The organism is Enterobacter sp. DVT3837 (assembly GCF_056238685.1).
Genome location: NZ_JBWDLA010000001.1, coordinates 1,707,069 through 1,732,702, shown reverse-complemented (window position 1 = coordinate 1,732,702; position 25,634 = coordinate 1,707,069). Strand labels below are relative to the sequence as shown.

At 55.3% G+C, this 25,634-nt stretch carries 24 protein-coding genes; 6 read left to right on the top strand and 18 right to left on the bottom strand.

The window, feature by feature from the left end; all coding sequences use genetic code 11:
• Positions 1 to 32: 32 nt before the first annotated feature.
• Both rmuC and udp read right to left on the bottom strand, forming a co-directional pair.
• Positions 33 to 1,490, bottom strand: coding sequence for a DNA recombination protein RmuC (rmuC, locus tag AC0XWG_RS08480; RefSeq protein ID WP_475680524.1), 1,458 nt, complete (start codon positions 1,488 to 1,490; stop codon positions 33 to 35).
• Between the two features lie 143 nt (positions 1,491 to 1,633).
• The gene (gene udp, locus AC0XWG_RS08475; protein WP_003860792.1) at positions 1,634 to 2,395 is read right to left on the bottom strand and encodes a uridine phosphorylase; all 762 of its coding nucleotides are present in this window, start codon (positions 2,393 to 2,395) and stop codon (positions 1,634 to 1,636) included.
• Positions 2,396 to 2,650: 255 nt separating this feature from the next.
• On the opposite strand from udp, the gene AC0XWG_RS08470 reads away from it, so the two are divergent.
• Entirely contained in the window at positions 2,651 to 3,457 is an 807-nt protein-coding gene (locus AC0XWG_RS08470; protein WP_028018176.1) for a dienelactone hydrolase family protein, read from the top strand.
• A 47-nt stretch (positions 3,458 to 3,504) separates the two neighbouring features.
• Here AC0XWG_RS08470 and metE read toward each other — a convergent pair whose 3' ends face one another.
• A complete protein-coding gene (metE, locus tag AC0XWG_RS08465; protein WP_475680523.1) occupies positions 3,505 to 5,766 on the bottom strand; it encodes a 5-methyltetrahydropteroyltriglutamate--homocysteine S-methyltransferase in 2,262 nt (753 codons plus the stop codon).
• Positions 5,767 to 5,882: 116 nt separating this feature from the next.
• Here metE and metR point away from each other — a divergent pair, with 116 nt between their 5' ends.
• Positions 5,883 to 6,836 carry an HTH-type transcriptional regulator MetR gene (gene metR / locus AC0XWG_RS08460; RefSeq protein WP_028018178.1) on the top strand — a complete coding sequence of 318 codons (954 nt, stop codon included), beginning with the start codon at positions 5,883 to 5,885 and terminating at the stop codon, positions 6,834 to 6,836.
• On the opposite strand, the gene AC0XWG_RS08455 is transcribed toward metR, so the two are convergent.
• The 3 genes from AC0XWG_RS08455 to pldB all read right to left on the bottom strand — a co-directional run bounded on the left by AC0XWG_RS08455 (position 6,724) and on the right by pldB (position 9,525).
• Positions 6,724 to 7,623: a carboxylate/amino acid/amine transporter gene (locus AC0XWG_RS08455; protein ID WP_032666884.1), complete on the bottom strand. Its 900-nt coding sequence runs from the start codon at positions 7,621 to 7,623 to the stop codon at positions 6,724 to 6,726. The two genes, metR and AC0XWG_RS08455, sit on opposite strands and share 113 nt — an antisense overlap.
• 82 nt (positions 7,624 to 7,705) lie before the next feature.
• On the bottom strand, positions 7,706 to 8,506 hold the full coding sequence (gene yigL, locus AC0XWG_RS08450; protein WP_028018179.1) for a sugar/pyridoxal phosphate phosphatase YigL: 801 nt from the start codon (positions 8,504 to 8,506) through the stop codon (positions 7,706 to 7,708).
• A 26-nt stretch (positions 8,507 to 8,532) separates the two neighbouring features.
• Positions 8,533 to 9,525, bottom strand: a complete 993-nt coding sequence (gene pldB, locus AC0XWG_RS08445) for a lysophospholipase L2 (RefSeq protein ID WP_028018180.1) — start codon at positions 9,523 to 9,525, stop codon at positions 8,533 to 8,535.
• A 109-nt stretch (positions 9,526 to 9,634) separates the two neighbouring features.
• On the opposite strand from pldB, the gene rhtB reads away from it, so the two are divergent.
• Positions 9,635 to 10,255, top strand: coding sequence for a homoserine/homoserine lactone efflux protein (rhtB, locus tag AC0XWG_RS08440; protein WP_028018181.1), 621 nt, complete (start codon positions 9,635 to 9,637; stop codon positions 10,253 to 10,255).
• Here the strand turns inward: rhtB and rhtC are convergent.
• From rhtC to pldA, 3 genes are all read right to left on the bottom strand, one after another.
• Positions 10,252 to 10,872 carry a threonine export protein RhtC gene (rhtC, locus tag AC0XWG_RS08435; protein ID WP_010426287.1) on the bottom strand — a complete coding sequence of 207 codons (621 nt, stop codon included), beginning with the start codon at positions 10,870 to 10,872 and terminating at the stop codon, positions 10,252 to 10,254. The genes rhtB and rhtC overlap by 4 nt on opposite strands.
• 61 nt (positions 10,873 to 10,933) lie before the next feature.
• Positions 10,934 to 12,763 (bottom strand): ATP-dependent DNA helicase RecQ, encoded by a 1,830-nt coding sequence (gene recQ / locus AC0XWG_RS08430; RefSeq protein WP_028018182.1) that lies wholly within the window; start codon positions 12,761 to 12,763, stop codon positions 10,934 to 10,936.
• 90 nt (positions 12,764 to 12,853) lie between these two features.
• Positions 12,854 to 13,723, bottom strand: a complete 870-nt coding sequence (pldA, locus tag AC0XWG_RS08425; RefSeq protein WP_028018183.1) for a phospholipase A — start codon at positions 13,721 to 13,723, stop codon at positions 12,854 to 12,856.
• 163 nt (positions 13,724 to 13,886) lie between these two features.
• Here pldA and yigI point away from each other — a divergent pair, with 163 nt between their 5' ends.
• Together yigI and rarD are read left to right on the top strand one after the other, a co-directional pair.
• The gene (gene yigI / locus AC0XWG_RS08420) at positions 13,887 to 14,354 is read left to right on the top strand and encodes an acyl-CoA thioesterase YigI (RefSeq protein WP_028018184.1); all 468 of its coding nucleotides are present in this window, start codon (positions 13,887 to 13,889) and stop codon (positions 14,352 to 14,354) included.
• 51 nt (positions 14,355 to 14,405) lie between these two features.
• Positions 14,406 to 15,302: an EamA family transporter RarD gene (gene rarD, locus AC0XWG_RS08415; RefSeq protein ID WP_028018185.1), complete on the top strand. Its 897-nt coding sequence runs from the start codon at positions 14,406 to 14,408 to the stop codon at positions 15,300 to 15,302.
• A 43-nt stretch (positions 15,303 to 15,345) separates the two neighbouring features.
• Here rarD and corA read toward each other — a convergent pair whose 3' ends face one another.
• The 8 genes from corA to lptM form a co-directional block, all read right to left on the bottom strand.
• Positions 15,346 to 16,296 (bottom strand): magnesium/cobalt transporter CorA, encoded by a 951-nt coding sequence (gene corA, locus AC0XWG_RS08410; RefSeq protein WP_008501540.1) that lies wholly within the window; start codon positions 16,294 to 16,296, stop codon positions 15,346 to 15,348.
• Between the two features lie 151 nt (positions 16,297 to 16,447).
• On the bottom strand, positions 16,448 to 16,504 hold the full coding sequence (gene ysgD / locus AC0XWG_RS08405; RefSeq protein ID WP_212743980.1) for a YsgD/CorL family protein: 57 nt from the start codon (positions 16,502 to 16,504) through the stop codon (positions 16,448 to 16,450).
• Between the two features lie 149 nt (positions 16,505 to 16,653).
• Positions 16,654 to 18,816 carry a DNA helicase II gene (uvrD, locus tag AC0XWG_RS08400; RefSeq protein ID WP_049005108.1) on the bottom strand — a complete coding sequence of 721 codons (2,163 nt, stop codon included), beginning with the start codon at positions 18,814 to 18,816 and terminating at the stop codon, positions 16,654 to 16,656.
• 79 nt (positions 18,817 to 18,895) lie between these two features.
• A complete protein-coding gene (gene yigB, locus AC0XWG_RS08395) occupies positions 18,896 to 19,612 on the bottom strand; it encodes a 5-amino-6-(5-phospho-D-ribitylamino)uracil phosphatase YigB (RefSeq protein WP_028018187.1) in 717 nt (238 codons plus the stop codon).
• A complete protein-coding gene (gene xerC, locus AC0XWG_RS08390) occupies positions 19,612 to 20,514 on the bottom strand; it encodes a tyrosine recombinase XerC (RefSeq protein ID WP_028018188.1) in 903 nt (300 codons plus the stop codon). Before xerC ends, yigB begins: the two co-directional genes overlap by 1 nt.
• Complete coding sequence (locus tag AC0XWG_RS08385; RefSeq protein WP_028018189.1) at positions 20,511 to 21,218, bottom strand: DUF484 domain-containing protein; 708 nt, start codon at positions 21,216 to 21,218, stop codon at positions 20,511 to 20,513. Before AC0XWG_RS08385 ends, xerC begins: the two co-directional genes overlap by 4 nt.
• On the bottom strand, positions 21,215 to 22,039 hold the full coding sequence (gene dapF, locus AC0XWG_RS08380) for a diaminopimelate epimerase (protein ID WP_108091171.1): 825 nt from the start codon (positions 22,037 to 22,039) through the stop codon (positions 21,215 to 21,217). Before dapF ends, AC0XWG_RS08385 begins: the two co-directional genes overlap by 4 nt.
• Before the next feature lie 35 nt (positions 22,040 to 22,074).
• Positions 22,075 to 22,278 (bottom strand): LPS translocon maturation chaperone LptM, encoded by a 204-nt coding sequence (lptM, locus tag AC0XWG_RS08375; RefSeq protein ID WP_028018191.1) that lies wholly within the window; start codon positions 22,276 to 22,278, stop codon positions 22,075 to 22,077.
• 135 nt (positions 22,279 to 22,413) lie between these two features.
• Here lptM and cyaY point away from each other — a divergent pair, with 135 nt between their 5' ends.
• Positions 22,414 to 22,734, top strand: a complete 321-nt coding sequence (gene cyaY, locus AC0XWG_RS08370; protein WP_028018192.1) for an iron donor protein CyaY — start codon at positions 22,414 to 22,416, stop codon at positions 22,732 to 22,734.
• Between the two features lie 42 nt (positions 22,735 to 22,776).
• On the opposite strand, the gene cyaA is transcribed toward cyaY, so the two are convergent.
• Positions 22,777 to 25,320 (bottom strand): class I adenylate cyclase, encoded by a 2,544-nt coding sequence (cyaA, locus tag AC0XWG_RS08365; RefSeq protein WP_028018193.1) that lies wholly within the window; start codon positions 25,318 to 25,320, stop codon positions 22,777 to 22,779.
• Between the last annotated feature and the right edge of the window lie 314 nt (positions 25,321 to 25,634).

The following is a 25,634-nucleotide window of genomic DNA, read 5'->3' as shown; positions in this document are numbered from 1 at the left end:
GTGTACCAGATTGGACGCGTTTGCCCTACGATTCAACCACCGCGAAACAAACGCGTCGGCTGCTCATCTGGCGATAATTCCGCTGCTAAATCGTTGTCTTCACTGTTTGTCATTTGTTCAGCACTGCCTTCACGCAGGCGGAACTCCTCGTCCTGCGACGTGGCCTGTTCAACCAGTTCCGGATTAATCTCGCGTTTTACTTCGACGCCCAGACTACGGAATGCCTCAGCTTGTGCCAGTAAGTTGCCACGTCCGGAGGAGAGTTTTTTCATTGCCTGACGGTAGTTATCCTGCGCGCGGTCAAGGCTTTGCCCGACCGAGGACATATCGTCCACGAACAGACGCATTTTGTCGTACAGCTTGCTGGCTCGATCGGCAATCTGTTGCGCATTGCGGCTCTGGTGTTCATAGCGCCACAGGTTCGCAATGGTTCGCAAGGCCACCAGCAACGTGGTCGGGCTGACCAGCATAATGTTATTTTTCAGCGCTTCGGTGATCAGTTCAGGCTGCCTGTCGAGTGCCAGCAGGAAGGCCGGTTCAACCGGAATGAACATCAGCACGTAATCCAGTGAGCGCAGGCCCGGCAGTTGCTGGTAGTCTTTTCTGCCCAGCAGACGGATATGGTTACGCACGGAAGCAATATGCTCCTGCAATGCCGACTCTCGGGTGTAATCATCTTCCGCATTAAAGTAGCGCTCATATGCCACCAGCGTCATTTTGGCGTCGATGACAACGTCTTTGCCCTGAGGCAGACGCACTATGACATCGGGCTGCATGCGCGAGCGAGCATCATTTTCGATGCTGACCTGAGTCTCATACTCATAACCTTCACGCAGGCCTGAGGCCTCGAGCACGCGGGTCAGGACCACTTCCCCCCAGTTTCCCTGGGTTTTGTTATCCCCTTTCAGCGCGCGAGTCAGGTTGACCGCCTCCTGTGCCATCTGTGCATTCAGTTGCTGAAGATTGCGAATCTCATGCGCCAGCGTGTGCCGCTCGCGAGCCTCCTGACCAAAACTGTCCTGCACCTGACGACGAAAACCGTCCAGCTGTTCACGCAGAGGCGTCAGAAGGCTGTTCAGGCTCTGGCGATTCTGTTCATCAACGCGGCGGTTGCTGTGCTCGAAAATGCGGTTGGCGAGGTTTTCAAACTGTTCGCTGAGGCGTTGCTCGCTGTTGATCATCTGACGGATTTTGTCTTCCGCATGCAGTTGGGTGGATTCAAGACGGGTGGTCACTTCGCGGAGATCAGCTTCCAGCGAGGTGTTGATATCCCGCAGGTTGCGTAGTTCGTTGTTGAGCAACTCGCACTCATCGCGCCAGTGCTCGCTCAGAGCAACTTGCTGTTTTGCCGCGCTTAAATCGGCGACTATCTCTTCTCGCTCGGCCAGTTGGTCGGCCTTCTGCTGTGCATGCTGGTAGCTGGAAATGAGCCAGCCAATCCCTAAGCCCACCAGCGCAATCACCGCGTAAATCAGGATCGAGATATCCACAATGCCCCCTGCATCAACGTATTACCCGCACAAAATAGAATTGTGCTGTATAAACGTCCAGTTTGAAAGGGTTTTCCTGCGAGGCGCTACGCAAAAAATAAAGGCCGAACGTGTCGGCCTTTTATTGTATGCAGAAGAGAGGACTAGATCAGGCGACGCGCCGCTTCAACCACGATTTTCACAGCATGACTTTCAGTCTGCTTCATGGTTTCGGCATTCGGGATCTCCTGCTGCGTACGGTTGACGATAACGCCCGCCACCATACCGGCACGCAGACCCTGGCTTGCGCACATGGTCAGCAGCGTGGCGGATTCCATTTCGTAGTTCATCACGCCCATGGACTGCCACTCTTCCATAGAACCTTTGAAACGGCTCACCACGCGACCAGAGAAGGTGTCATAGCGCTCCTGGCCTGGGTAGAAAGTATCGGAAGAGGCAGTTACACCCACGTGCGTGGTCGCGCCCACAGATTTCGCCGCTTCAACCAGCGCAGTGGTACATTCGAAGTCTGCCACTGCCGGGAATTCCATTGGCGCGAAGTGCAGGCTTGCCCCGTCCAGACGCACAGATGCGGTGGTGACCAGCACGTCACCGACATTGATATGCGGCTGAATAGCGCCGGTGGTACCGATACGCAGGAAAGTACGAATGCCCAGTTGCGCCAGCTCTTCAACAGCAATGGAGGTCGACGGGCCACCGATACCGGTAGAACACACGATCACGGCTTTGCCATCCAGCTCTGCACGCCAGGTGGTGAATTCACGATGGGCTGCCAGCTTAACCGGCTTATCCATCAGCGCGGCGATCTTTTCCACACGCTCAGGATCACCCGGGACGATAGCGAGCGTAGCCCCTTGTAAATCGTTTTTGGTGAGGCCGAGATGAAAAACATCAGACTTAGACATAGGTGACTCCTCTGTGGGTCGGTTAGTCAGAAGAAGTAAAATGGTACTTTACAGAAGCAATACGCATAATTTCGTGATGCACTTCACCATGAATGAAAATGATTGCAGTAAATTTCCATGGAAAAGTGATTCACATCACATTAACAAGTTTTATCGTGGTGTGCTGCACAAAAGATAGACCGTTTAAGGCACTGTGGGTTGTTAACCTGGTGTCTATATTTACCTTTGCGCTAACTCATTGGTACGGAGAATGCCATGACTGAAAAAATCGGTTTTGCACCTGCTGCAGCCCCGCATGCTTCAACCATCGTTTCAACGCCCGAAGAGGCCATAACGGCGGGTGAGACCTCCATCCCCTCGCAGGGGGATAATATGCCGGCTTACCACGCGCGGCCAAAATCGGCAGAGGGTCCGCTGCCCATCGTCATTGTGGTTCAGGAAATTTTTGGTGTTCACGAACATATCCGCGACCTCTGCCGCCGGCTGGCGCTGGAAGGGTATCTGGCCGTTGCGCCAGAGCTCTACTTCCGTCAGGGCGATCCGAACGACTACAGCGATATTCCAACATTACTCAGCAACCTGGTCAGCAAAGTCCCTGACGCGCAGGTCATGGCCGATCTCGACCACGTTGCCAGTTGGGCAGCACGTAACGGTGGTGATGCACATCGTCTGATGGTGACGGGTTTCTGCTGGGGAGGGCGTATCAGCTGGCTGTATGCCGCCCATAACCCGCAGCTCAAAGCCGCTGTCGCCTGGTACGGCAAACTGGTGGGTGAAAAAACGCTGAATTCACCGAAACATCCGGTTGATATCGCCACCGAGTTGAATGCCCCCGTGTTAGGGCTTTACGGCGGTCAGGACACCGGTATTTCACTGGATTCGGTAGAAACCATGCGCCATGCGCTCCGCGCGGCAAATGCGAAGGCGGAGATCGTGGTATACCCGGATGCCGGGCATGCATTTAATGCCGACTATCGTCCGAGTTATCACGAGGAATCTGCAAAAGACGGATGGCAGCGAATGCTGGCGTGGTTCAGCCAGTACGGCGGTAAAAAAGGGTAAAAGCAAAAAGCCCGGCGGCGATGACGCCTTACCGGGCCTACAACTTATTACGCCTGACGCAAATTCTGCGCCGCCTGCACCATGTTCGCCAGTGCAGCGCGGGTTTCCGGCCAGCCGCGGGTTTTCAGTCCGCAGTCCGGGTTCACCCACAGACGCTCTGCCGAAATGCGCTGGGCCGCTTTTTTCAGCAGAGCTTCGATCCACTCCACGCTCGGCACGTTCGGAGAGTGAATGTCGTACACCCCCGGTCCTATTTCGTTCGGGTAGTCGAACTCTTCAAATGACTCCAGCAGTTCCATGTCTGAACGCGATGTCTCGATGGTGATCACGTCGGCATCCAGCGCGGCTATCGAATCCATGATGTCGTTAAATTCGCAGTAACACATGTGGGTGTGGATCTGGGTGTCGTCCTTCGCGACCGCGGCGTTGATGCGGAAAGCCTCCACGCCCCATTTCAGATAGGCATCCCAGTCGCTACGACGCAGCGGCAGACCTTCGCGCAGCGCCGGTTCGTCGATCTGAATAATGCCAATGCCTGCGGCTTCCAGATCCGCCACTTCATCACGCAGTGCCAGCGCGATCTGTTTGGCGATGGTTTCGCGGCTCACATCTTCACGCGGGAAGGACCAGCAGAGAATCGTTACCGGACCCGTGAGCATTCCTTTCACCGGTTTATCTGTCAGAGACTGGGCATACTTCGCCCATTCAACGGTAATCGCTTCTGGACGGCTGATATCACCAATCACCACCGGCGGCTTCACGCAGCGGGAACCGTAACTCTGCACCCAGCCATTTTGGGTAAACACGAAACCGTCCAGGTGTTCACCAAAGTATTCCACCATGTCGTTACGCTCGGCTTCACCGTGCACCAGAACATCCAGACCTAAACGTTCCTGCTCGATAATCGCCTGTTTAATGTGTTCAGCGATACCGGTGCGGTAATGATTCGCATCCAGATTGCCCTTTTTGAAGTCCAGACGCAGGCCGCGGATCTCGGTAGTCTGCGGGAAAGAACCGATCGTCGTGGTTGGCCAGGCTGGCAGGTTAAAGCGAGCGCGCTGGGCTTCAGCGCGCACTTCATAGGCGCTCTGGCGCTGACTGTCCTGAGCCGTGATGGCTGCCAGACGTTTTTCGACTGCCGGGTTGTGTACGCGAGCCGAGTCACGGCGCGCCTGGATCGGTGCGCTCCATTCGGTAATCGCTGCCGTGTCCCCCGTGTTCAATGCATCACGCAGCAGCGTCAGCTCCTCACATTTCTGCAAGGCAAAGGCAAACCAGCTCTTCACTTCTGCGTCCAGACGGGTTTCAGCGCTGAGATCAATTGGGCTGTGCAACAGTGAACAAGACGATGCCACCCACAACTCACGTTTGCCGACGATGTCTTTAACCTGAGCGTATTTCTCAGTGAGATCGGCACGCCAGACGTTACGGCCATTCACCACACCGGCCGAGAGCAGCCAGTCCGCAGGCAGGCGTTTGTGCAGCTCCGCGACATCATCTTTACCGTGTACAAAGTCAACATGCAGACCCTGCACTGGCAGCGCGGTGATGGTCTTCAGGTTTGGCGTCACGCCTTCGAAATAGGTAGTCAGCAGCAACTTCACCTGTCCGGCAAGTGCGTCATACGCCGGTTTGAAGGCATCGAGCCATTCCTGCGACAACTCGAGCACCAGAGCAGGTTCGTCGATTTGCACCCACTGGATGCCGCGTTTGCCCAACTCAATCAGCACCTGTTTGTAGACCGGAAGAATGTCGTTCAGCAGGCTGAGGCGATCAAACTGCTCACCCTTCACTTTGCCAAGCCACAGGTACGTAACCGGCCCCAGCAGCACAGGCTTCACCTGGTGACCCAGCGCCAGCGCTTCGTCCACCTCATCCAGTAATTGCGTCCAGGTCAGTTTGAACTGCTGACCTTTAACGAACTCCGGCACCATGTAGTGATAGTTGGTATTAAACCACTTGGTCATTTCAGCCGCTGCCGCTGGCTCACCTGTTGGCGCGCGACCACGGCCGATGCGGAACAGGGTGTCGATATCTACCGATCCATCTTTGTTCTGATGACGAGCCGGCACATTGCCAAGCAGCAGGCTTGTCGTCAGAACATGGTCGTACCAGGCAAAATCGCCCACCGGCAGCAGGTCAATGCCCGTCTGTTTTTGCTGATCCCAGTGACGCGCACGCAGTTCGCGTCCAACGGCCAGCAGTTCTTCACGGGTGGTACTACCCGCCCAGTAGCTTTCTTGCGCTTTTTTCAGCTCGCGACGCAGGCCAACGCGAGGGAAACCGAGAGTGTGATTGCGGATTGTCATGTCATGCCCCTTGTCAATTTTCGGTATTTAGACGTCCAGATGTTTACACATCCATAATTGGCGGTTACTGTATATTCCTCAAGCGCAAAATGTTCATGGCGAAGTGAAGGACTTTCATGATCGAGATAAAACACCTGAAAACGCTACAAGCGTTGCGGAACTGCGGTTCTCTTGCGGCGGCGGCAGCCTCGCTGCACCAGACCCAGTCCGCCCTTTCTCACCAGTTCAGCGATCTGGAACAACGCCTCGGCTTTCGTCTTTTTGTACGCAAGAGCCAGCCGCTACGCTTTACGCCTCAGGGTGAGATTTTGCTGCAGCTGGCAAATCAGGTGCTGCCGCAAATTGCCAGCGCCCTGCAGTCCTGTAACGAGCCGCAACAGACCAAACTGCGTATCGCCATTGAATGTCATAGCTGCATTCAGTGGCTGACCCCCGCACTTGAGAATTTCCGCCAGAAGTGGCCGCAGGTGGAGATGGACTTTACATCCGGGGTGACGTTTGACCCGCAGCCCTCGCTCCAGCAGGGCGAGCTGGATCTGGTCATGACCTCTGATATTCTGCCGCGCAGCGGCCTGCACTACTCCCCAATGTTTGATTATGAAGTGCGTCTGGTGCTGGCGCCGGATCATCCGCTGGCGGCCAAAACGCGCATCACACCGGAAGACCTGGCGACGGAAACGCTGCTGATTTACCCGGTTCAGCGTAGTCGTCTGGATATCTGGCGTCACTTCCTGCAACCGGCAGGCATTAGCCCGCAGCTGAAAAGCGTGGATAACACTCTGCTGTTGATTCAGATGGTGGCGGCCAGAATGGGTATCGCGGCACTGCCGCACTGGGTGGTAGAGAGTTTTGAACGCCAGGGCCTGGTGGTGACCAAAACCCTGGGCGAAGGACTGTGGAGCCGGCTGTACGCCGCCGTGCGCGATGGCGAGCAGCGCCAGCCGATTACGGAGGCGTTTATTCGCTCAACGCGGAACCACGCGTGCGACCATCTTCCGTTTGTGCGGAGCGCGGAGCGACCCAGCGGCGATGGACCCACAGTGAAGCCAGGATCACCGTTCCCCCAATAAGGAAACTCGGCCAGTGGGGTTGCTGCTGCCAGATTGCAAGGTTAACCAGCAGACCCGCGGGCACATGCACGTTGTTCATGATCCCCAGCGTACCGGCGTCGACCTGGGTCGCGCCGTAGTTCCACATGAAGTATCCCAGCCCTGAGGCCACCACACCCAGCCAGACCAGAACGCTCCATTGCACCGTAGTGGTCGGCAGTTTTTGCGGGTTACCGAGCATGAACCACGCCGCTACCGCGACAATCGCGGCCCCCATATAGAACCAGGCGAACGCGTTATGCTGCGGCATCGGACGGGTTTCCATCAGACGTTTGTAACCCACCATACCGATGGCGAAACTGATGTTGGCGAGCTGGACGAACATCAGCCCGGTCCAGAAGTGGTCGCTGACTTTGTCATAGCGAATAATCGCCGCCCCAATAACTGCCAGTGCCGCGCTCAGCAAGTATCCCCAGCGTAAACGGCGCTTGCTGAGCAGATCGTAAATCAGCGTGATATAGAGCGGCGTGAGTACGGTAAAAAGCAGAAACTCCGAAACAGACAGGTAGACGTAGGCCCGAAAGCTGAACAGATACATGATGCCGAGCTGCATCGCCCCCACCAGCATATACAGCACAATGGTTTTCAGCGATTGCCCGCGCGTACGCAGAAACGGCAGGAATACCAGCGCCGCCAGCCCAACACGCATCAGCACCGAGAAATAACTGTCGACCGAACCAGCAAGATATTCGCCAATCAGGCTAAAGGAGAAGGCCCACAGGATAGTGGTGATAATGAGTAGCGCCACAATGCTTGTCTCTCAGAAAGAAGGACAGGCATTGTAGCGAACTCTTTAGTTGACAACTGAGCAATAAATAACCAAATGAAGATTATTCAAGGAACAACTTGCGCAGATATTTTGGTACCGCGTTGTCGCCGTTGGTGCCGATCACTTCCAGCTCCGGGTGCAGGTCTTTCAGACGCTGGTGCGCGTTCTCCATAATGCAGCCCTTGCCTGCCATCGAAAGCATTTCGGCATCGTTCATACCGTCACCAAAGGCGATACAGTCTTTCAGCTCGAAGCCCAGACGCTTCGCAACCGCTTCCAGCGCATGGCCTTTGGATACGCCCCCGGCCATCACTTCCAGACAGGTCAGCGTTGAGAAACTCACGTTAACACGGTCGCCCCAGCGAGCGTTGATCGCCTGCTCCAGCGGCAGCAATTCTTCGTGGCTTTCGCAGGTGAAGAACACCTTGCTGATACCTTCAGGTTCAAGCAGGGCTGGCTCGTACAGGGTGTAGTTGAATACCGCTTCCTTGAAGAAACGCATTTCGTCAGGGCGGTGGCGGTTCATAAACCACTCATCATCACGATAGACGTTAGTCACGATATCCGGGTTGTTGTGCACCACGCCGAACAGATCGGCGGCGATATCGCGATCAAGGTTATGCGCGAAAATCAGGTTGCCGTCCGTATCGTGTACGCGCGCACCGTTAGAGGTGATCATGTACGATTTGATTTCCAGATTATCGCGGATCTGCCCCACGTCTACGTGGTGGCGGCCGGTGGCAAACACAAAGTTCACGCCACGGGCAGTCAGAAGCTTTAAGGTCTCTTTCGCGTAAGGCGACAGGGTGTGGTCGGGGGAAAGCAGCGTGCCATCTAAATCAGATGCAACAACCTGGTACATAGGGAAATTTAACCTCAATAAAAAAATCAGTTATGCCTGTTGAAAAATTCAACAATGGCGTTGAGCGCGACTGAGCGCATAGCGTCCTTTTCAAAAAGGATCTCATGGTACGCGCCGTTGATGACCAGCGGTTTTCCCCCTTCACAGGGGTGACCGGCAGCAGCGCGGAGTTCACAAAAACGATCGTGCATGCGGTTATCCACCACACGCTCTTCTTCAGCCTGAATCAGAAGTGTTGGCGTGTCATCATCACCCGCGCCAGCAAGCACCTGTTCCCCGGCAAGAATACCTTCCCGCACCCAATGATAGGTCGGACCGCCAACGCGCAGGCGTGGTTCATCGGCATAAAAACGCAGGTTACGACGATAACGCTGTCGGCTGTGGGTTAACACGTTCATTGCAAACGGCAATGCACGCCAGCGCCCCGTCCCGATGGCATAGCCTTCACGAATGCGCTGATGGCCCTCAGCCCAATCGAGAATATGGCGCACCATCCAGTCAGGAAAACGCATGACGATGCCATACATTGGCGCAGTAAGCGCAATGGCATCGCACTGGTGCTCATAGCGCTGCAAAAATAGCGTAGAGATGGCCCCACCCATAGAGTGCGCCAGAATATAGCGCTTACGCCATGGACCAGGTTCAACTTCCTGCTGCCAGAATGCGGCAAGATCGTCGACATAATCGCTGAAATTATCCACATGACCGCGGTGCGTGTCCGATAACAGACGACCAGAAAGCCCCTGCCCACGATGGTCGATTATCAACACATCAAAGCCAAGATGGACAAGATCATAAGCCAGTTCGGCGTATTTGATGTAGCTCTCAATGCGCCCAGGGCAGACGACGATCACCCGATCGTTCTTCACATTGCGGAAACGCACGAAGCGTACCGGAATATCACCGACGCCCGTAAACTCATCTTCCTCACGCTGCCGCCAGAAATCGGTCAGCGGCCCCATAGAGAAAGCAGCAAATGCGTTTTCTCGTGTTTCCCAGTCCTTTTTCTGCTGAAACATCGGGTTTCCACTCACGTAAGCCAAGGAATATCGTTTTTTCGTAACAGGTCACAAAATGACTCAACAATAGCGTATTGTGGCATAAAAATAGACGGTTCGGGAGCGTCAAATGACCTTCGAGTGGTGGTTCGCCTACCTGCTGACATCCATTATCCTCAGCCTTTCACCGGGCTCAGGTGCTATTAACACAATGACCACCTCCATCAACCACGGTTATCGCGGTGCGGCGGCGTCGATCGCCGGTTTGCAGACCGGGCTGGGCATTCATATTGTGCTGGTCGGGATTGGTCTGGGGACGCTGTTCTCCCGCTCTGTGCTGGCGTTCGAAGTACTGAAATGGGCCGGTGCAGCGTACCTGATTTGGCTGGGTATTCAGCAGTGGCGCGCGGCAGGTTCGATTAATCTCAACACGCTTGCCCAGTCGCAAACCCGTGGTCGTCTGTTCAAACGCGCGGTGTTCGTAAACCTGACCAACCCGAAAAGCATTGTTTTCCTGGCTGCCCTGTTCCCGCAGTTTATCGCACCACATCAACCACAGGTGATGCAGTATGTGGTGCTGGGCGCGACCACCATTATCGTCGATATCATCGTGATGATTGGTTATGCGACGCTGGCACAGCGAATTGCGGCGTGGATTAAAGGGCCTAAACAGATGAAGGCCCTGAATAAAGTGTTTGGTTCGCTGTTTATGCTGGTGGGCGCGCTGCTTGCATCAGCGCGTCACGCTTAGCGAGAAATGATGAGATGAATACCAAAGCCGGCGAACAGCGCGCCGGCAAAGCCGTCGATCCACTTCGCGATGCGCTGATAGCCACGGCGCATCGCCGGTAAGGCAAACAGGCTTGCAACGATGGTGAACCACGCAAACGTCTCAACGACGATCAGCAGGAAAATACCCCAGCGTGCGCCCGCACCAACGCTATCACCCACAAACAGCGAGAAAACGGAGCCGAAATAGATAATCGCTTTTGGGTTTGCCAGATTGGTCAGCAGCCCCTTCACAAAGCTGCGGCCGCCCGTTGCCAGCTCCACCTTTGGCTCTTCCGGTTTTTTCTCTTCTTTCTTCAGCGCCCCGCGCAACATCTGGTAGCCCATCCAGCACAGATACAAGCCACCGCCGACCATAATGATGTTATGCAGCCAGGCCATCTTTGCCAGGATCAGGTTCAGACCGAGCAGTGCCACCGCCGCCCAGACCATCACGCCCATGGTGATACCCAGTACTCCCATCATCGCCTCTTTGCGGGAGCGGCTGACGGCCGTTTGTGATACGAAGAAAAAGTCAGGGCCAGGGCTCATCAGCGCAACGATGTGCACTAACGCCACGGTGAGAAATAGCATTAACATAATTAACTCGCGGGGAAATAATTTAGTGAGTCACCATCCTGGCACTTTTTAGCCCGGCTGACTACTCCTCATCATCACCGTCGGCGTGAGAGCGAATGAGTGCCATAAACTCCTTACCAAAGCGCTCGAGCTTACGTGTGCCAACACCGTTGACGCTGAGCATTTCGCTGGCGGTCAGCGGCATCTGTTCGGCCATCTCAATCAGCGTCGCGTCGTTGAAGACGACATAAGGCGGGATATTCTCTTCATCGGCAATGGCTTTTCGCAGCTTGCGCAGTTTGGCGAACAGCTTACGGTCGTAATTGCCACCGTAGGATTTCTGCATCACGCGCGGTTTGAGGGCGATGACGCGTGGTACGGCAAGCTTGAGTTCGATATCACCGCGCAGCACCGGACGCGCGGCTTCGGTAAGCTGCAGTGCGGAGTGCTGGGCGATATTCTGTGTGGCAAAGCCAAGGTGAATTAGCTGACGAATAATACTGACCCAGTGCTCGTGGCTCTGGTCTTTGCCAATACCGTACACCGGCAACTTGTCGTGGCCCATGTCGCGGATACGCTGGTTATTGGCGCCGCGCAGCACTTCAACCACGTAGCCCATGCCGAAGCGTTGATTGACACGGTAAATGGTCGAGAGCGCCTTACGCGCATCCATCAGACCATCGTACTGTTTAGGAGGATCAAGACAGATATCGCAGTTACCGCACGACTCCTGACGCCCTTCACCAAAATAGTTGAGCAACACCAGACGGCGGCAGGTTTGCGCTTCGGCAAAGGCCCCCATCGCGTTGAGCTTATGGCGCTCGATATCCTGCAGCTGTCCCTGCGGTTTCTCTTCCAGACAGCGGCGCAGCCATGCCATATCGGCCGGATCGTAAAACAGCATTGCTTCCGCAGGCAGGCCGTCACGCCCGGCGCGGCCGGTTTCCTGATAGTAGGATTCAATATTTCGCGGGATGTCGAAGTGCACAACAAAGCGCACGTTGGGTTTATTAATCCCCATCCCAAATGCCACCGTCGCGACAACAATTTGCAAGTCATCACGCTGGAATTTCTCCTGCACGTCGGCGCGGATGTGGTTTTCTAACCCGGCATGATAAGCCGCAGCGCTAAAGCCACGGTTTTGCAGACGCGCAGCCGTGTCTTCCACTTTTGCGCGGCTGTTGCAGTAAATAATGCCTGACTTGCCGCGCTGTTCCTGCACATAGCGCAAGAGCTGATCCAGCGGTTTGAATTTTTCCATCAGCATGTAGCGGATGTTCGGGCGATCGAAACTGCTGACCTGAATCAACGGGTCGTTCAGCCCCAGCAGACGGACAATATCCAGCCGCGTGGTGTCGTCCGCCGTGGCGGTAAGCGCCATAAACGGAAGCTCGGGGAAGCGCTGACGGAGCTGGCCGAGGGCCGCGTATTCCGGGCGGAAATCGTGTCCCCACTGGGAAATACAGTGTGCTTCATCTACCGCCAGCAGCACCGGATTCCAGTGCGCGAGATGGTCGAGGAAGTTATCCAGCATCAGGCGTTCCGGCGCGATATACAGCAGGCGGATCTGCCCGGTGCGGCACCCGGCCATCACCTCTTGCTGCTGCTCGCGGGTCTGCGTGGAGTTAAGACAGGCCGCCGCCACGCCGTTGGCAAGCAGCTGGTCAACCTGGTCTTTCATCAGAGAAATAAGAGGCGATACCACGACCGTCAGGCCGTTAAGCACCAGCGCGGGCACCTGATAACAGAGTGATTTACCGCCACCGGTCGGCATCACCACCAGGCAATCACGACCTTCCAGCACGGTTTCAATGATGGTTTCCTGGCCAGGGCGGAACTGCTGGTAGCCAAAGGTTTCATGCAAAACCTGTTTAGCCAGCGACTCCTGATTCAATACTTCCGCCTGCGCCACATTAACCCCATATGCCAGAAATGAAACAGGCGCTATTTTCAGCGCCTGAGAGAGAAACTTCAACGTTTAACGCAAAAACATTCGAGCAGTCTAGAAAATATCGTTCAGCATCACGCCCACACCCACGCGGGTCTGGTTGAAGTTATAGTCGATAAGCGACTCGCCGTAACCGCTGTAGACCTGGGTATAAATACGCACATGTTTGGTCATCGGGTAGCTTAAGCCCAGCTCTGCGCCGCCGTAGCCGGTATTCCAGTTGTACTGGCCTTTGGCGCTCAGCACCGCATCACCCAGTTGATAACCAATCTTGAGCTGATAGTAGCCCATATATTTGGTGATATCCGGGTTGTCATCGGTGCTCCCCACCACGTACCACGGCTTCACTTCCACCATCAAATTGCCATTCTGCGCCATCAGGCGTGTATAGGCGCGGTTCCAGCTACGTGACGTTGGATCGGAACGACCGTTTGAATCGTGGTTGAAACCTACCTCGACGTCACGCAACGTCCAGCCGGCGAACTCGTAATCCGTAGCAAAACCGAGGAACAGCTGCGGCTCATAGTTAGTTTCACGGAACGGCGATGACTCCCCGCTGTTAGATAACTGCCACCAGGATTTCTGCGTATAAGACGCGCCGAATACCGAGTTTGGCCCCAGAATGCCGCGCCAGAACGGGAATGCGAGGCTGAGCTGATACTTCACTTCATCTTTACGCGCATTATCAGCCCAGTTATAGGAGCTTATCGCCTCTTTATTGAGATCGCTGGTCTGAGTGTAAATCACGTAGTTGGTGTCATAAGGATAGAGCGTGAACGGATTGTCATGCTCCTGAAGAAGGTTCGCGATAATGCTGCCGTGAACGGCAGGTTGATCATGCACCTCTTTAATCGTCGCTTCCTGCGCAATTGCTGTGAAGGGCAGCGCAACTGCCACCAGTAACCAGGCCAGATACGTCCGCATCGGTGGTGTTCTCCTGCAAAAAATTAAGATGACTTGAATAGTTATGTGGCGGACATTCTACAGACTTCTGCGACAACTGCTGCATCCTCGTTTCTGAAAGTGGAATTCCTTATTGCCACGGCATAAAATCAACATTTCGTTAACAATAAGGATGTGATGTCTCATGTCAGCCATGCTTACCGCCGAAGAAGTTTTAAAACTCGTGGGCGAGATTTTTGTCTACCATATGCCGTTTAACCGTGCGCTGGGGCTGGAACTGGAGCGTTACGAGAAAGACTTTGCCCAGCTGAGTTTCAACAACCAGCCGATGATGGTGGGCAACTGGGCACAAAGTATTTTGCACGGCGGGGTGATTGCCTCCGCGCTCGACGTGGCGGCAGGCCTGGTCTGCGTGGGCAGTACGCTGACGCGTCATGACACCATCAATGAAGATGAACTGCGCCAGCGCCTGTCGCGCATGGGCACTATTGATTTACGTGTCGACTATCTTCGTCCTGGGCGCGGAAATCGTTTTACCTGCACCAGCAGCCTGCTGCGCGCGGGGAATAAAGTTGCCGTGGCGCGCGTTGAATTACACAACGAAGAACAGGTTTACATTGCCAGCGCAACCGCCACTTATATGGTGGGTTGAGACGATAAAATCGGGTAAAATTAATTCACTTTTTTGTAACGGATTTTCCCGATGGATGCTAAACAGACGCGGCAGGGCGTTTTACTCGCTCTTGCCGCTTATTTTATTTGGGGTATCGCCCCGGCGTATTTCAAGCTTATTGCCTACGTTCCGGCTGATGAGATCCTCACTCACCGCGTCATCTGGTCGTTCTTCTTTATGATCGCGCTGATGAGCCTCAGCCGTCAGTGGTCGGGTGTCAAAACGCTGCTGCAAACACCGAAGAAAATTTTCCTGCTGGCGCTCTCTGCGGTGCTGATTGGCGGTAACTGGCTGCTGTTTATCTGGGCCGTGAATAACCACCATATGCTTGAAGCGAGCCTCGGTTACTTTATTAACCCACTGGTGAACATTGTGCTGGGGATGATTTTCCTCGGTGAACGCTTCCGACGTATGCAGTGGCTGGCGGTGATCCTTGCATTCTGCGGTGTACTGGTGCAGCTATGGACCTTCGGTTCACTGCCGATCATCGCGCTGGGGCTGGCGTTCAGCTTTGCGTTCTACGGTCTGGTGCGTAAGAAAATCGCGGTGGAAGCACAAACCGGGATGCTGTTTGAAACCCTGTGGCTGCTGCCGGTCGCGGCAATTTACCTGTTTGGTATCGCTGACAGCGCCACCAGCCACATGGGCAGCAACCCATGGTCGCTGAACCTGATGCTGATGGCAGCAGGCGTGGTGACCACCATTCCATTGCTGTGCTTTACCGGAGCGGCAACGCGCCTGCGTCTCTCCACGCTGGGCTTCTTCCAGTATATTGGCCCGACGCTGATGTTCCTGCTGGCAGTGGTGTTTTACGGCGAAGTGCCGGGGGCGGATAAGATGGTGACGTTCGCCTTTATCTGGGTGGCGCTGGCGATTTTCGTTGCCGATGCCATTTATACCCAGCGCAGGACCCGCAGAGGAATGTAGGTGTTTTGTAGGGCGGGTAAGCGTAGCGCTACCCGCCAGATTTTTACAGCCAGTTACGACGCTTAAAGTACAGATACGGCGCCAGCCCGGCGAGGATCATAAAGATAATCGCGCCAGGGTAACCAAAACTCCACTTCAGCTCTGGCATAAACTCAAAGTTCATCCCGTAGCTCGACGCCACCAGCGTCGGTGGCAGGAACACCACGGAAACCACCGAGAAGATCTTGATAATGCGGTTCTGCTCGATGTTGATAAAGCCCATCGCTGCCTGCATCAGGAAGTTCACCTTCTGGAACAAGGATTCGTTGTGCGGCAGCAGGGATTCGATATCACGTAAAATCTCACGCGCCTGCTCCAGCTGACCACCCGGCAGACGCGCTTTACGCACCAGGAAGTTCAGCGCACGCTGGGTATCCATCAGACACAAACGCACCTTCCAGCCGATATCTTCCAGCTCCGCCAGCGTGGAGAGTGCTTCGTCGTACTCATCGCCCTGATGGCCCTCCATGATCACGCGGCTCAGCTTTTCCAGATCGCTGTAGATGTTTTCAATCTCATCCGCCAGCTGTTCAATTTTGGTTTCGAACAGGTCAAGCAGCAGCTCATAGGCATTGCCGTCCACCATCGCCTGGCTACGGGCGCGCATGCGATAGAGACGAAACGCAGGCAGTTCGCGTTCGCGCAGCGTAAACAAGCGACCATCGCGGATGGTAAATGCCACGGTGGAGTTGCCCGCGTGGTCTTCGGCGTCTTCAAAGAAGAAGAAGGAGTGGATGTGCAGACCGTCTTCATCTTCAAAAAAACGCGCAGATGCTTCGATATCTTCCAGTTCCGGGCGAGTCGCCAGGCTTTGTCCCAGCTCAGATTGTACGCGAAGGCGTTCATCGTCGTCCGGCTCGACCAGATCCACCCATACGGCATCAATGAGGGGCTGTGACTCTTCGGCTTCAAGCCGAGTCAGTCGGTTATTTTCGAGTTGAAATGCGCTCAACATGACCGGGACTCCCAATGCAAAAAATATCGGACAGTTCGGTGGGCACACAGAAACAAATTGGGTTTCAGACCATTAAACAGCCTGACTCAGCGCGACGGGAATAATACAGGTCGCTGACAACCACTAAGGCCATCAGCAAGAGGAGATAGCCTTAGGAGTTGTTCCTGGATGACAGGGAATTGAGCCAGTATCTACTGGGTGTGTCCAAGGCGAATGTCCTCTTAGCGTAATCGTGCGCGCATGTTACGCCAGCAATAACTGTGGCGTCAACACGCAACGGGACGCTGAAGGGCATTAATTGACCTTCAATGTATAAGGCTAGCAGATTATTACAAAAAAATTATATTTTTCTGAATGTTAGACTGTTTCCAGCTTCGCATAGGCCGCCACCAGCCATTTGATCCCCTGTCCCTGGAACGCCACCTGCAGGCGGCTGTGCTCGCCGCTGCCTTCCAGATTCACAATGGTACCTTCGCCAAACTTCGAATGGCGCACGCGCTGGCCCAGCTTGTAGCCGGTGTCGGTTTCCGCAATCGGCGAGCCCATACGCTGATGGCTGACCGGACGGCTGATGCTCGCACGCAGACGCACCTCTTCCACACACTCTTCCGGCAACTCGCCAATAAAGCGCGATGGACGGTGATACACCTCTTTACCGTACAGACGTCGGGTTTCGGCGTAGGTCAGCGTCAGCTTTTGCATCGCACGGGTGACGCCCACATAGGCCAGACGACGCTCCTCTTCCAGGCGGCCGCCTTCATCCAGCGACATCTGGCTCGGGAACATCCCCTCTTCCATGCCGACGATAAACACCTGCGGGAATTCCAGACCTTTTGCGGAGTGCAGGGTCATCAGTTGAACCGCATCCTGCCAGGTATCCGCCTGCCCTTCCCCCGCCTCCAGCGCGGCGTGGGAGAGGAACGCCTGCAGCGGCATCAGGTCTTCGTCTTCTTCGTTGTAGCTGAACTGGCGCGTCGCCGTGACCAGTTCCTCTAAGTTCTCAATACGGGTCTGGCCCTTCTCGCCCTTTTCCTGCTCGTACATGGTTCTCAGGCCGGAGTCTTTAATCACCCGGTCGGTCTGCACGTGCAGCGGCATGTCGGCCGTTTCCTGCGCCAGAGCGTCAATCAGCTCAAGGAAGCGCTGCAGGGCGCTGGCGGCACGGCCGGCGAGCGCTTTTTCCTGCAGCAGCTCGCGGCACGCCTGCCACAGTGTCAGCTGGCGGTCGCGCGATGCCTGACGTACGACGTCCAGCGTACGGTCACCGATACCACGGGTTGGCGTATTCACCACACGCTCAAAGGCCGCGTCGTCGTTACGGTTCGCGATCAGGCGCAAATACGAGAGCGCATCTTTGATTTCCTGGCGTTCGAAGAAGCGCATACCACCATAAATGCGGTACGGCATGCTCACCTGCAGCAGCGCCTCTTCCAGCACGCGCGACTGGGCGTTGCTGCGGTAAAGAATAGCGCACTGCTCCAGCGCACCGCCGTTGTCCTGCCAGGTTTTGATGCGATTCACCACGAAGCGGGCTTCGTCGAGTTCGTTGAAGGCGCAGTAAATCGAAATGGGTTCACCGTCAACACCGTCGGTCCACAGCTTTTTACCCAGACGCCCGTTGTTGTTTTCAATCAGGGCGTTGGCCGCGCTCAGAATGTTGCTGGTTGAGCGGTAGTTCTGTTCCAGACGGATGGTCTGTGCACCGGGGAAATCGTTGAGGAAGCGCTGGATGTTCTCCACTTGCGCCCCACGCCAGCCGTAGATGGACTGGTCGTCATCGCCAACGATCATCACCTTACCGGTATCACCGGCCAGCAGGCGGATCCACGCATACTGGATGTTGTTGGTATCCTGGAATTCGTCCACCAGGATATTGGTAAAGCGTTCACGGTAGTGCTGCAGGATGTGTGGTTTGTTAAGCCACAGTTCGTGAGCGCGCAGCAGCAGCTCCGCGAAGTCCACCAGACCGGCGCGATCGCACGCTTCCTGATAGGCCTTGTAGACGTTCTGCCAGGTCTGCTCGACCGGGTTGCCGAAGCTCTGAATATGGTGCGGGCGCAGCCCCTCGTCTTTCTGACCGTTGATGTACCACATCGCCTGACGCGGCGGCCACTGCTTCTCGTCGAGGTTCATCGCCTTGATCAGGCGCTTCAGCAAACGGAGCTGATCTTCGCTGTCGAGGATCTGGAAATCCTGCGGCAGGTTGGCATCCATATGGTGCGCGCGCAGCAGACGGTGCGCCAGGCCGTGGAAAGTCCCCACCCACATGCCGCCCTGGCTGGTGCCCATCAGCTGTGCGATACGGTGGCGCATCTCTGCCGCCGCCTTGTTGGTAAAGGTTACCGCCATGATGGAGTATGGCGAACAGTTCTCCACGCTCTGTAACCAGGCGATACGGTGAACCAGCACGCGCGTCTTACCACTGCCCGCCCCAGCCAGCACCAGCAGGTTAGTACGCGAGGCCGCTACGGCTTCACGCTGTTTGTCATTAAGGCTGTCGAGCAGGTAAGAAACGTCCATTGGCACCGTCACGTCGTGTCGGGCAGGCGAATATTTCTACTCGCCAAAACCCTGTTAATTTATACAGAACAATTGATGATTATATCAGCGTCGTGAGGGATGCCAACCGCGAAATTTCCACGTGCGGCAGAAGACGGCTATCGGAGGCGATCATCAGGTCAGCGTTTTCCGGCTTGATCCAGCAGGCCTGCATACCGCAGCGGATTGCACCGGCCACGTCAGTGGTCAGGTCATCGCCTACGTGCAGAATTTCACCCAACGACAGATTCAGTTTTTCTGCCGCCAGATGATACATATCGCTGAATGGTTTGGAGCGCCCATGCGGGCCGGCACGCAGCACAAATTTGAAGTAATCGCCAAGGCCAAACAGCTCCGGCTGGGCATTACCATTGGTGATCGCCACCAGCGGCCATTTTTCGGCCAGAGCAGCCAGCGTGTCGTGAGTTTCCTGTGGCACGTCGATACGGCTACGCCATTTGGCAAAGTTTTCCATCGACGCTTCAGCGCCAATCGCGGCATCACGCGCACTCATGCCGACGTTGAGCATGGCTTGCTCTACCGCACGGCGACGCCATTCGGTCACGTCGTGGTAAATGTCGGGTTCGGTCTCCCGCAAGGATTGGCGCAGCTTCTGGAAATCCTTGTTCTGCATCGTCTTCAACGCCGGATGGTAGTTCTGCACAAACGCCAGTGACTCCTGCTCAGTACGCAGAATTACCTCGCGGTTGTCATAAAGGGTGTCATCCAGGTCAAAGGTCAGAGCTGAGATCTGCCCGAGTGGGCGGTAAAAACGCATTATTTCCCCCGTTTGGCGCGTGGATGCGCCGCGTCATACACCGAGGCAAGGTGTTGGAAGTCTAAGTGGGTATAGATCTGAGTGGTCGACAGATTCGCGTGGCCGAGCAATTCCTGCACGCCGCGCAGATCACCGCTCGATTCAAGCATATGTGTCGCGAATGAATGGCGCAGCTTGTGCGGGTGAACATGGCTGTTCAGCCCCTGCTTGATGCCCCACTCCGCAAAGCGCTTCTGCACGTTACGCGCTGAGATCCGCTTACCGAGTTTCGACAGGAACAGCGCATCTTCTTCCGCGCCAAACAGCCCGCGCAGATCCAGCCAGTGCTCAATCCAGGAGACCGCATTGCGGCCAATCGGCAGACGGCGCTCTTTGCTGCCCTTACCCATCACCCACACTTCGCCGGTGTCCAGGTCGAGATGTTTTAAATCAAGATTGACCAGCTCAGATAGACGCAGACCGGCGCCGTACATCACCTCCAGCATTGCGCGGTCACGCACGGCCAGCGGATCGTTAAGATCAATATCCAGCAGGCGATTCACATCGTCAACGTCAATATTTTTAGGTAAATGGCGCGGCGCTTTTGGTGTGGCAATTCCTTTTGCCGGGTTGGCTTTTAACCCACCCTGGCTGACCAGCCAGTCGAAGAAACTGCGTAATGCAGAGAGCCTGAGTGCCAGACTCGCCGGGCCTAGTCCCTTGCGGCGACTACGCACCACAAAGGCTCGCACGGTTGCAGCGTCACATTGTTGCCAGCTTTTCAGGCCGATCTCTTCGGCAATCTGCATGATGGCATCAAGCTGACGCTGATAGTTCAGTAGCGTAATCGGGCTAAGCTGACGCTCCACGCCCAGATAGCGCAGAAAGCGCGTGACGTCAGTGGTGAGTAGTCCGTCCGTCATACGCGCTCAATCCAGCGCTCCAGCAGCTCAGGCAGCATCAGAGCGATCTCTTGTAACAGGTGCGTAGCTTGCCCCTGCTCATAATGATGCGCATCGCGGCTGGTAAATAACATCACGCCCAAATCGCCATCGCGCCCCATCAGCGACATCGCCACCGAGCCAATCGCTTTGGCTTCCGGTAATACCACCAGCAGCTCAGGTCCGTTTAGCGGCCCCAGGTAGTGGTGCTCGTGGCCCAGACGCTGAATACGCAGCGGCTCAAACGCCTGACGGCTGAGAGCCAGATGGGTAAAACCGGACGGCGCGCCAATACGCCAGCGGTCAGGGAAAAGACGAATCGTTGCGCCCGCCAGCCCAAGCTCGCGCGCCCAGCGGTGGAAGCGACTCAGGAACTCTTCAAGGCTGTGCGCCGAGGCCAGACGCGCCTGCAGATGCAGCAGACGATAGAACAGGCTTTCGTTGGTACTGGCCTGTTCCATCAGCAGCGTCATGTTCTCTTCGAGCTGATTGATGTGGTTACGCGAGCGCGCCATGTGCCATTCGACCAACGACACGGTCTCACGAACCGGATGCGGCACGCGCATCTGTTCGACGACGCGTGCATTGCGAATAAAAAACTCAGGATTGCGCAGCAGATAATCAACAACAGCTCTGTCGTCCAGTTCCGTCGCTGTTTCCTGCAGTTCTTCCCCTGGTTGTTTCATAGATGGATAAACCCGTCATAGACATGTGCCGCCGGGCCAGTCATATACAGTGGATGACCCGGTCCTTTCCAGGCGATATCAAGCCGACCACCTGGTAACTCCACGCGAACTTCTTCTGCCAGTAACCCTTGCGAGATGCCAACGGCCACAGCAGCACAGGCACCGCTTCCGCAGGCCTGAGTTTCGCCCGCGCCGCGCTCGTAAACCCGCAGACGGATGTGCTCACGCTTCACCACCTGCATAAAACCGATGTTCGCGCGCTCCGGAAAACGCTCGTGGCTTTCCAGCACCGGGCCGAGCGTTTCGACGGCGGCGGTTTCCACATCATCAACCTGAATCACGCAGTGTGGGTTACCCATCGAGACGACGCCGCACAATACTGTCTGCTCGGCCGCACGCATAATATAGGTCTTTTCCGCTTTGTTTGCGCGGAACGGTACTGCCGAAGGCTCGAAGTTAGGTTCACCCATGTTAACGCGAACCAGCTCGTCATCAGTCACGCTGAGCACCATGCGACCATTGGCGGTGCTGACGCGGATATCACGTTTGTTGGTTAGCCCCTTCAGGCGAACAAAGCGAGCAAAACAGCGCGCGCCATTACCGCACTGGTTAACCTCACTGCCGTCCGCGTTAAAAATACGGTAGTGAAAATCGAGGTCGGGATCGTACGGCGGCTCAACAACCAGCAGCTGATCGAACCCCACGCCCAGATGCCGATCCGCCAGGCGACGGATCAGTTCCGGGGAGAAAAACACATTCTGCGTTACCGCGTCGACGACCATAAAATCGTTGCCAAGGCCATGCATTTTAGAGAACTGCATCATTTGCTCCATTGCGCGGGTACAGAACGTTGTCGTCAGAGATTAACCTGAGTCGGGCCACCGTTGTCGCCACGATCGTTAGTATCTGGCGTAGAAGACTCAATGCCGCTTTGCACAGGTTTCGTCGGCGGCGGTGCGGTTTTATCCGCTGGCGGGAAATACAGTGGTCCTTTCAGTCCACAGCCAGTCAGGCTAAACAGCGTGATGAGAACGGCAAGCGTTCGAAAAGCGTTTTTCATTATAAAATTGCCCGTAAGTTCAAATCTGGTTCTATCATCGCAGGAGAAGACACAAAAGCAAGAGTTTGCCGCTTTCCTGCAACGGGAATTATTTAGCGTTATACTGCCGCCATCACGAAAAACAGGAACAAAACTATGAACGACAGTGAATTCCATCGCCTTGCCGACAACCTGTGGATGACCATTGAAGAACGTCTTGACGACTGGGACGGCGACAGCGATATCGATTGTGAAATCAACGGCGGTATCCTGACCCTGAGCTTCGAAAACGGCAGCAAAATTATTATTAACCGTCAGGAGCCGCTTCACCAGGTATGGCTGGCAGCCAAACAGGGCGGCTACCATTTCGACCTGAAAGACGGTGAATGGGTTTGCGACCGTAGCGGCGTCACGTTCTGGGATCTGCTGGAGCAGGCGGCGACCGCGCAGGCGGGTGAGGTCGTGAGTTTCAGGTAGTTTTGTTGCCCGGTGGCTCTTACGCTTACCGGGCGAAAAGACTCAGGAGAAATACTGCTGCAACAGCGGCGTAGTGTCCTGATTTGCAGGCACCGCAGGCGTGACGGCCTGGGTCCGGAACGGGATCACCTGCACGCGGCCATCGACGTTCACAATCTGGTAGAACTGCGGCAGGTTGAAGTTGATAAAGCTTGAGCCGTAGGTGAAGCGGTCGTGTGAAGAGGAATAGAAGCGGCTGACGTCGCGCACCAGTTCCTCTTTACTGCCTTCACAGTGGTGATAGACCTCGGCGCGGTTGGTCTCATCCAGAATGTAGATGTTGAAACCGGCATCGTCGCCCGACTCTTCAAAGAAGAACTGAATAATCCCTTCGCTGGCAAAACCATCCACCACCTGCGGCAGTTTGACGTGGTTGGTTTCCACCTGCACGGACAGGCCATGCAGCTTGTTGTGCGAAATTGCGCCATAAAATTCGATAGCGTTTTCCAGTTTCTGTACCGACACATTCAGACGTTCAAAGAACAAGCCCCAGGTCTGACCGGAGACGCGCAGCGCTTTAAAGCGCCCGGTTTCCTGGCGAGTACTGGAGAGACGCAGTTCAATACATTCAGAGACCAGCTGCTGCACACGAGTACGAATCAACCCGCGCAGATGCTGGCTGTAGCAGAACACTTCTACGCTGTCCGGTGGTGCGGCATCCTGGTGCATCTTGCCGAGAATGGTTTTCAGCGCTTCGATCATCGCCTGCTCGCCGTTGAAATGCAGGGTACGCACTTCGTTCCACGAGTTGCGATAAAGCAGGTCAACGCTGCCCACCAGGCAGTTTTGCTGCTCGCCAAAGCTAAAGACGTCCAGCTTGCGGAAATCAAAATGGACCACCTGATTGCGGAAAGCCGCCGTCGGGTCGTATTCCAGGTTGACGATAATCGCCAGATGGCGGATTTCACACGGGCTGTAGAGCGCTTTTGGCGTTGGCGCAGGCAGGCGCAGCGGGAAGTGATGGGACACATCCGCTACCATCTCCTGCAGTTTGGCTAAATCGACGACCTCGTTACCCTTGATGAACAAACGGGTACGTGAAGTCAGCAGGCCGTTAAACCAGGCCCAGGCCACCAGCTTGTTCAGGTAGCGGTTATACTCCAGCGGCTGATGGCTGATGATCGAATCCATGCTTGGCGCACGGTTGTACAGATACCACCCGGTGCGGTTCGCGCGTCCCGGCGGCACATAGATAAACGTCAGATTCGGTTCAGACAGGTCAGGCGAAATCTGCGGGTTAACCAGCGTGACTTTACCTGGCAACGCTTCAAACGCAGCGTACAGTTTACGGGTCAACACCCCGATATCCTGCGGGCTGGCGGAGACACTGAGATTATTGCGGCGCGCAAAGCGGATCAGGTTACGGTAGCTTTGCATCATCGCATCAAGCAATTCGTTGTGCGCTTCACGCACCTGGTCGATTTTCCAGTTGGCGCGGTTGTCGAGCATGGACAGACGCTCTTCGTCCCATCCCCACTCTTTGACTAACTGACTGACCACTTCACGACGCCAGCCAACGCAGGCGCGTTCGCGGCTCAGTTTTTCACAGACTTTGAGATAGAAACATCGACGCACCAGGTCAAGACGCGTGGTGTCCTCAATGGCATTCAGGTATTCGGTGACGCGTTCGAGCATCATGCAGTAGGCATCAAGTCCGAAGGAGACAATCTCGCCATCGTGCAGACGCTGTTTGATGTCTTTCGCCAGCAGGCGCGGCGTAGGGTATTCCCAGGAGTAGGCTTCGAGCAGCAGCGTTTTCAGCACCGCTTTATACGGGGAGTCAATGCTCTTATAGAGCTGCCAGAGGCTCGCGCCAAAGTACTCTTCGGCCGAGAGAGAGCTCAGGCCGCCCAGGTCCAGCCATTCGTTTGGCGTCAGCACGCCCTGCGCATACAGCGACATGACGTAATCGTCGTAATGCTCTTCTTCTTCGCACGGCACCATATTCCAAAGAATACGCTTACCGGCCAGACGAACGGCAGTACGGTAAAATTCATCCAGCAACAAAATGTGCTGGGTCGAGCCGCAGTCCTCACCACCCAGACTGCCGCTTTCGTTATGACGGAAACGGTTTTCATCAATCAGGAAGAAACTCACTTCCACGCCGAGCGACGCAGCCCAGCTCTCCAGCAGGCTGCATTTACGCTGCAGCAGCTGACGCTCTTCGTTATCGAGCCAGGACTGATGGCAGACCCAGATGTCCAGGTCAGAAGAACAGCTTTGCCCTACCGATGAGGTACTTCCCATAGAGTAAACGCCGGTAATCGGCAGTTCACCTTTCGGGGACTCCTGCGGCGGCATGCCACGGTAGAGTTCCAGCTCATTCAGATAATGCTGTTGGGTTTCATCAGGCGTGAAAAGGCAAATGCCCTGGGGAACGTTACCGTCGAGGTAACCCGGCATCAGCGGATGGTGATAGTGCAATAATGTCGGCAGCAGACTGTATACCTGCTGGAAAGCAGGGCCCATAGCAGCAAGCGCGCGATCCACACGCAGTTGATTTATGGCATCCAGTCTCTGTTTCAGAGTCTCAATATAGAGGTACAAGACGTATCGCCTGATGTTTCCGGGTGTCGCAAACTATTCAAAACACGAATAACAGCGGACCCGCAGTATTTCAAAAAGATAACCGTTACCCTTTTTCGCCCTTATCATTTTTGGTGGTACCGACGAAAAAATGGTCTAAAACGTGATCAATTTAACACCTTGCCGATTGACCGTAAAGAAAGATGCGCTACATACAAGTGTAGCACCGTTCTGTACGTGTAAATTCCTGAATACGGCTATGGCTGACGAATACGCCGCCTTGTCCCTCTCACTCTTCATCAACCGTAAAACTGCCATCCCAGAGTCAACAATGT

Coding starts and splice junctions, on each gene's coding strand:
- udp (WP_003860792.1), bottom strand. CDS start 2,395: ATGTCTAAGTCTGATGTTTTTCATCTCGGCCTCACCAAAAACGATTTA.
- AC0XWG_RS08470 (WP_028018176.1), top strand. CDS start 2,651: ATGACTGAAAAAATCGGTTTTGCACCTGCTGCAGCCCCGCATGCTTCA.
- metE (WP_475680523.1), bottom strand. CDS start 5,766: ATGACAATCCGCAATCACACTCTCGGTTTCCCTCGCGTTGGCCTGCGT.
- metR (WP_028018178.1), top strand. CDS start 5,883: ATGATCGAGATAAAACACCTGAAAACGCTACAAGCGTTGCGGAACTGC.
- yigL (WP_028018179.1), bottom strand. CDS start 8,506: ATGTACCAGGTTGTTGCATCTGATTTAGATGGCACGCTGCTTTCCCCC.
- pldB (WP_028018180.1), bottom strand. CDS start 9,525: ATGTTTCAGCAGAAAAAGGACTGGGAAACACGAGAAAACGCATTTGCT.
- rhtB (WP_028018181.1), top strand. CDS start 9,635: ATGACCTTCGAGTGGTGGTTCGCCTACCTGCTGACATCCATTATCCTC.
- rhtC (WP_010426287.1), bottom strand. CDS start 10,872: ATGTTAATGCTATTTCTCACCGTGGCGTTAGTGCACATCGTTGCGCTG.
- pldA (WP_028018183.1), bottom strand. CDS start 13,723: ATGCGGACGTATCTGGCCTGGTTACTGGTGGCAGTTGCGCTGCCCTTC.
- yigI (WP_028018184.1), top strand. CDS start 13,887: ATGTCAGCCATGCTTACCGCCGAAGAAGTTTTAAAACTCGTGGGCGAG.
- rarD (WP_028018185.1), top strand. CDS start 14,406: ATGGATGCTAAACAGACGCGGCAGGGCGTTTTACTCGCTCTTGCCGCT.
- corA (WP_008501540.1), bottom strand. CDS start 16,296: ATGTTGAGCGCATTTCAACTCGAAAATAACCGACTGACTCGGCTTGAA.
- uvrD (WP_049005108.1), bottom strand. CDS start 18,816: ATGGACGTTTCTTACCTGCTCGACAGCCTTAATGACAAACAGCGTGAA.
- yigB (WP_028018187.1), bottom strand. CDS start 19,612: ATGCGTTTTTACCGCCCACTCGGGCAGATCTCAGCTCTGACCTTTGAC.
- xerC (WP_028018188.1), bottom strand. CDS start 20,514: ATGACGGACGGACTACTCACCACTGACGTCACGCGCTTTCTGCGCTAT.
- AC0XWG_RS08385 (WP_028018189.1), bottom strand. CDS start 21,218: ATGAAACAACCAGGGGAAGAACTGCAGGAAACAGCGACGGAACTGGAC.
- dapF (WP_108091171.1), bottom strand. CDS start 22,039: ATGCAGTTCTCTAAAATGCATGGCCTTGGCAACGATTTTATGGTCGTC.
- lptM (WP_028018191.1), bottom strand. CDS start 22,278: ATGAAAAACGCTTTTCGAACGCTTGCCGTTCTCATCACGCTGTTTAGC.
- cyaY (WP_028018192.1), top strand. CDS start 22,414: ATGAACGACAGTGAATTCCATCGCCTTGCCGACAACCTGTGGATGACC.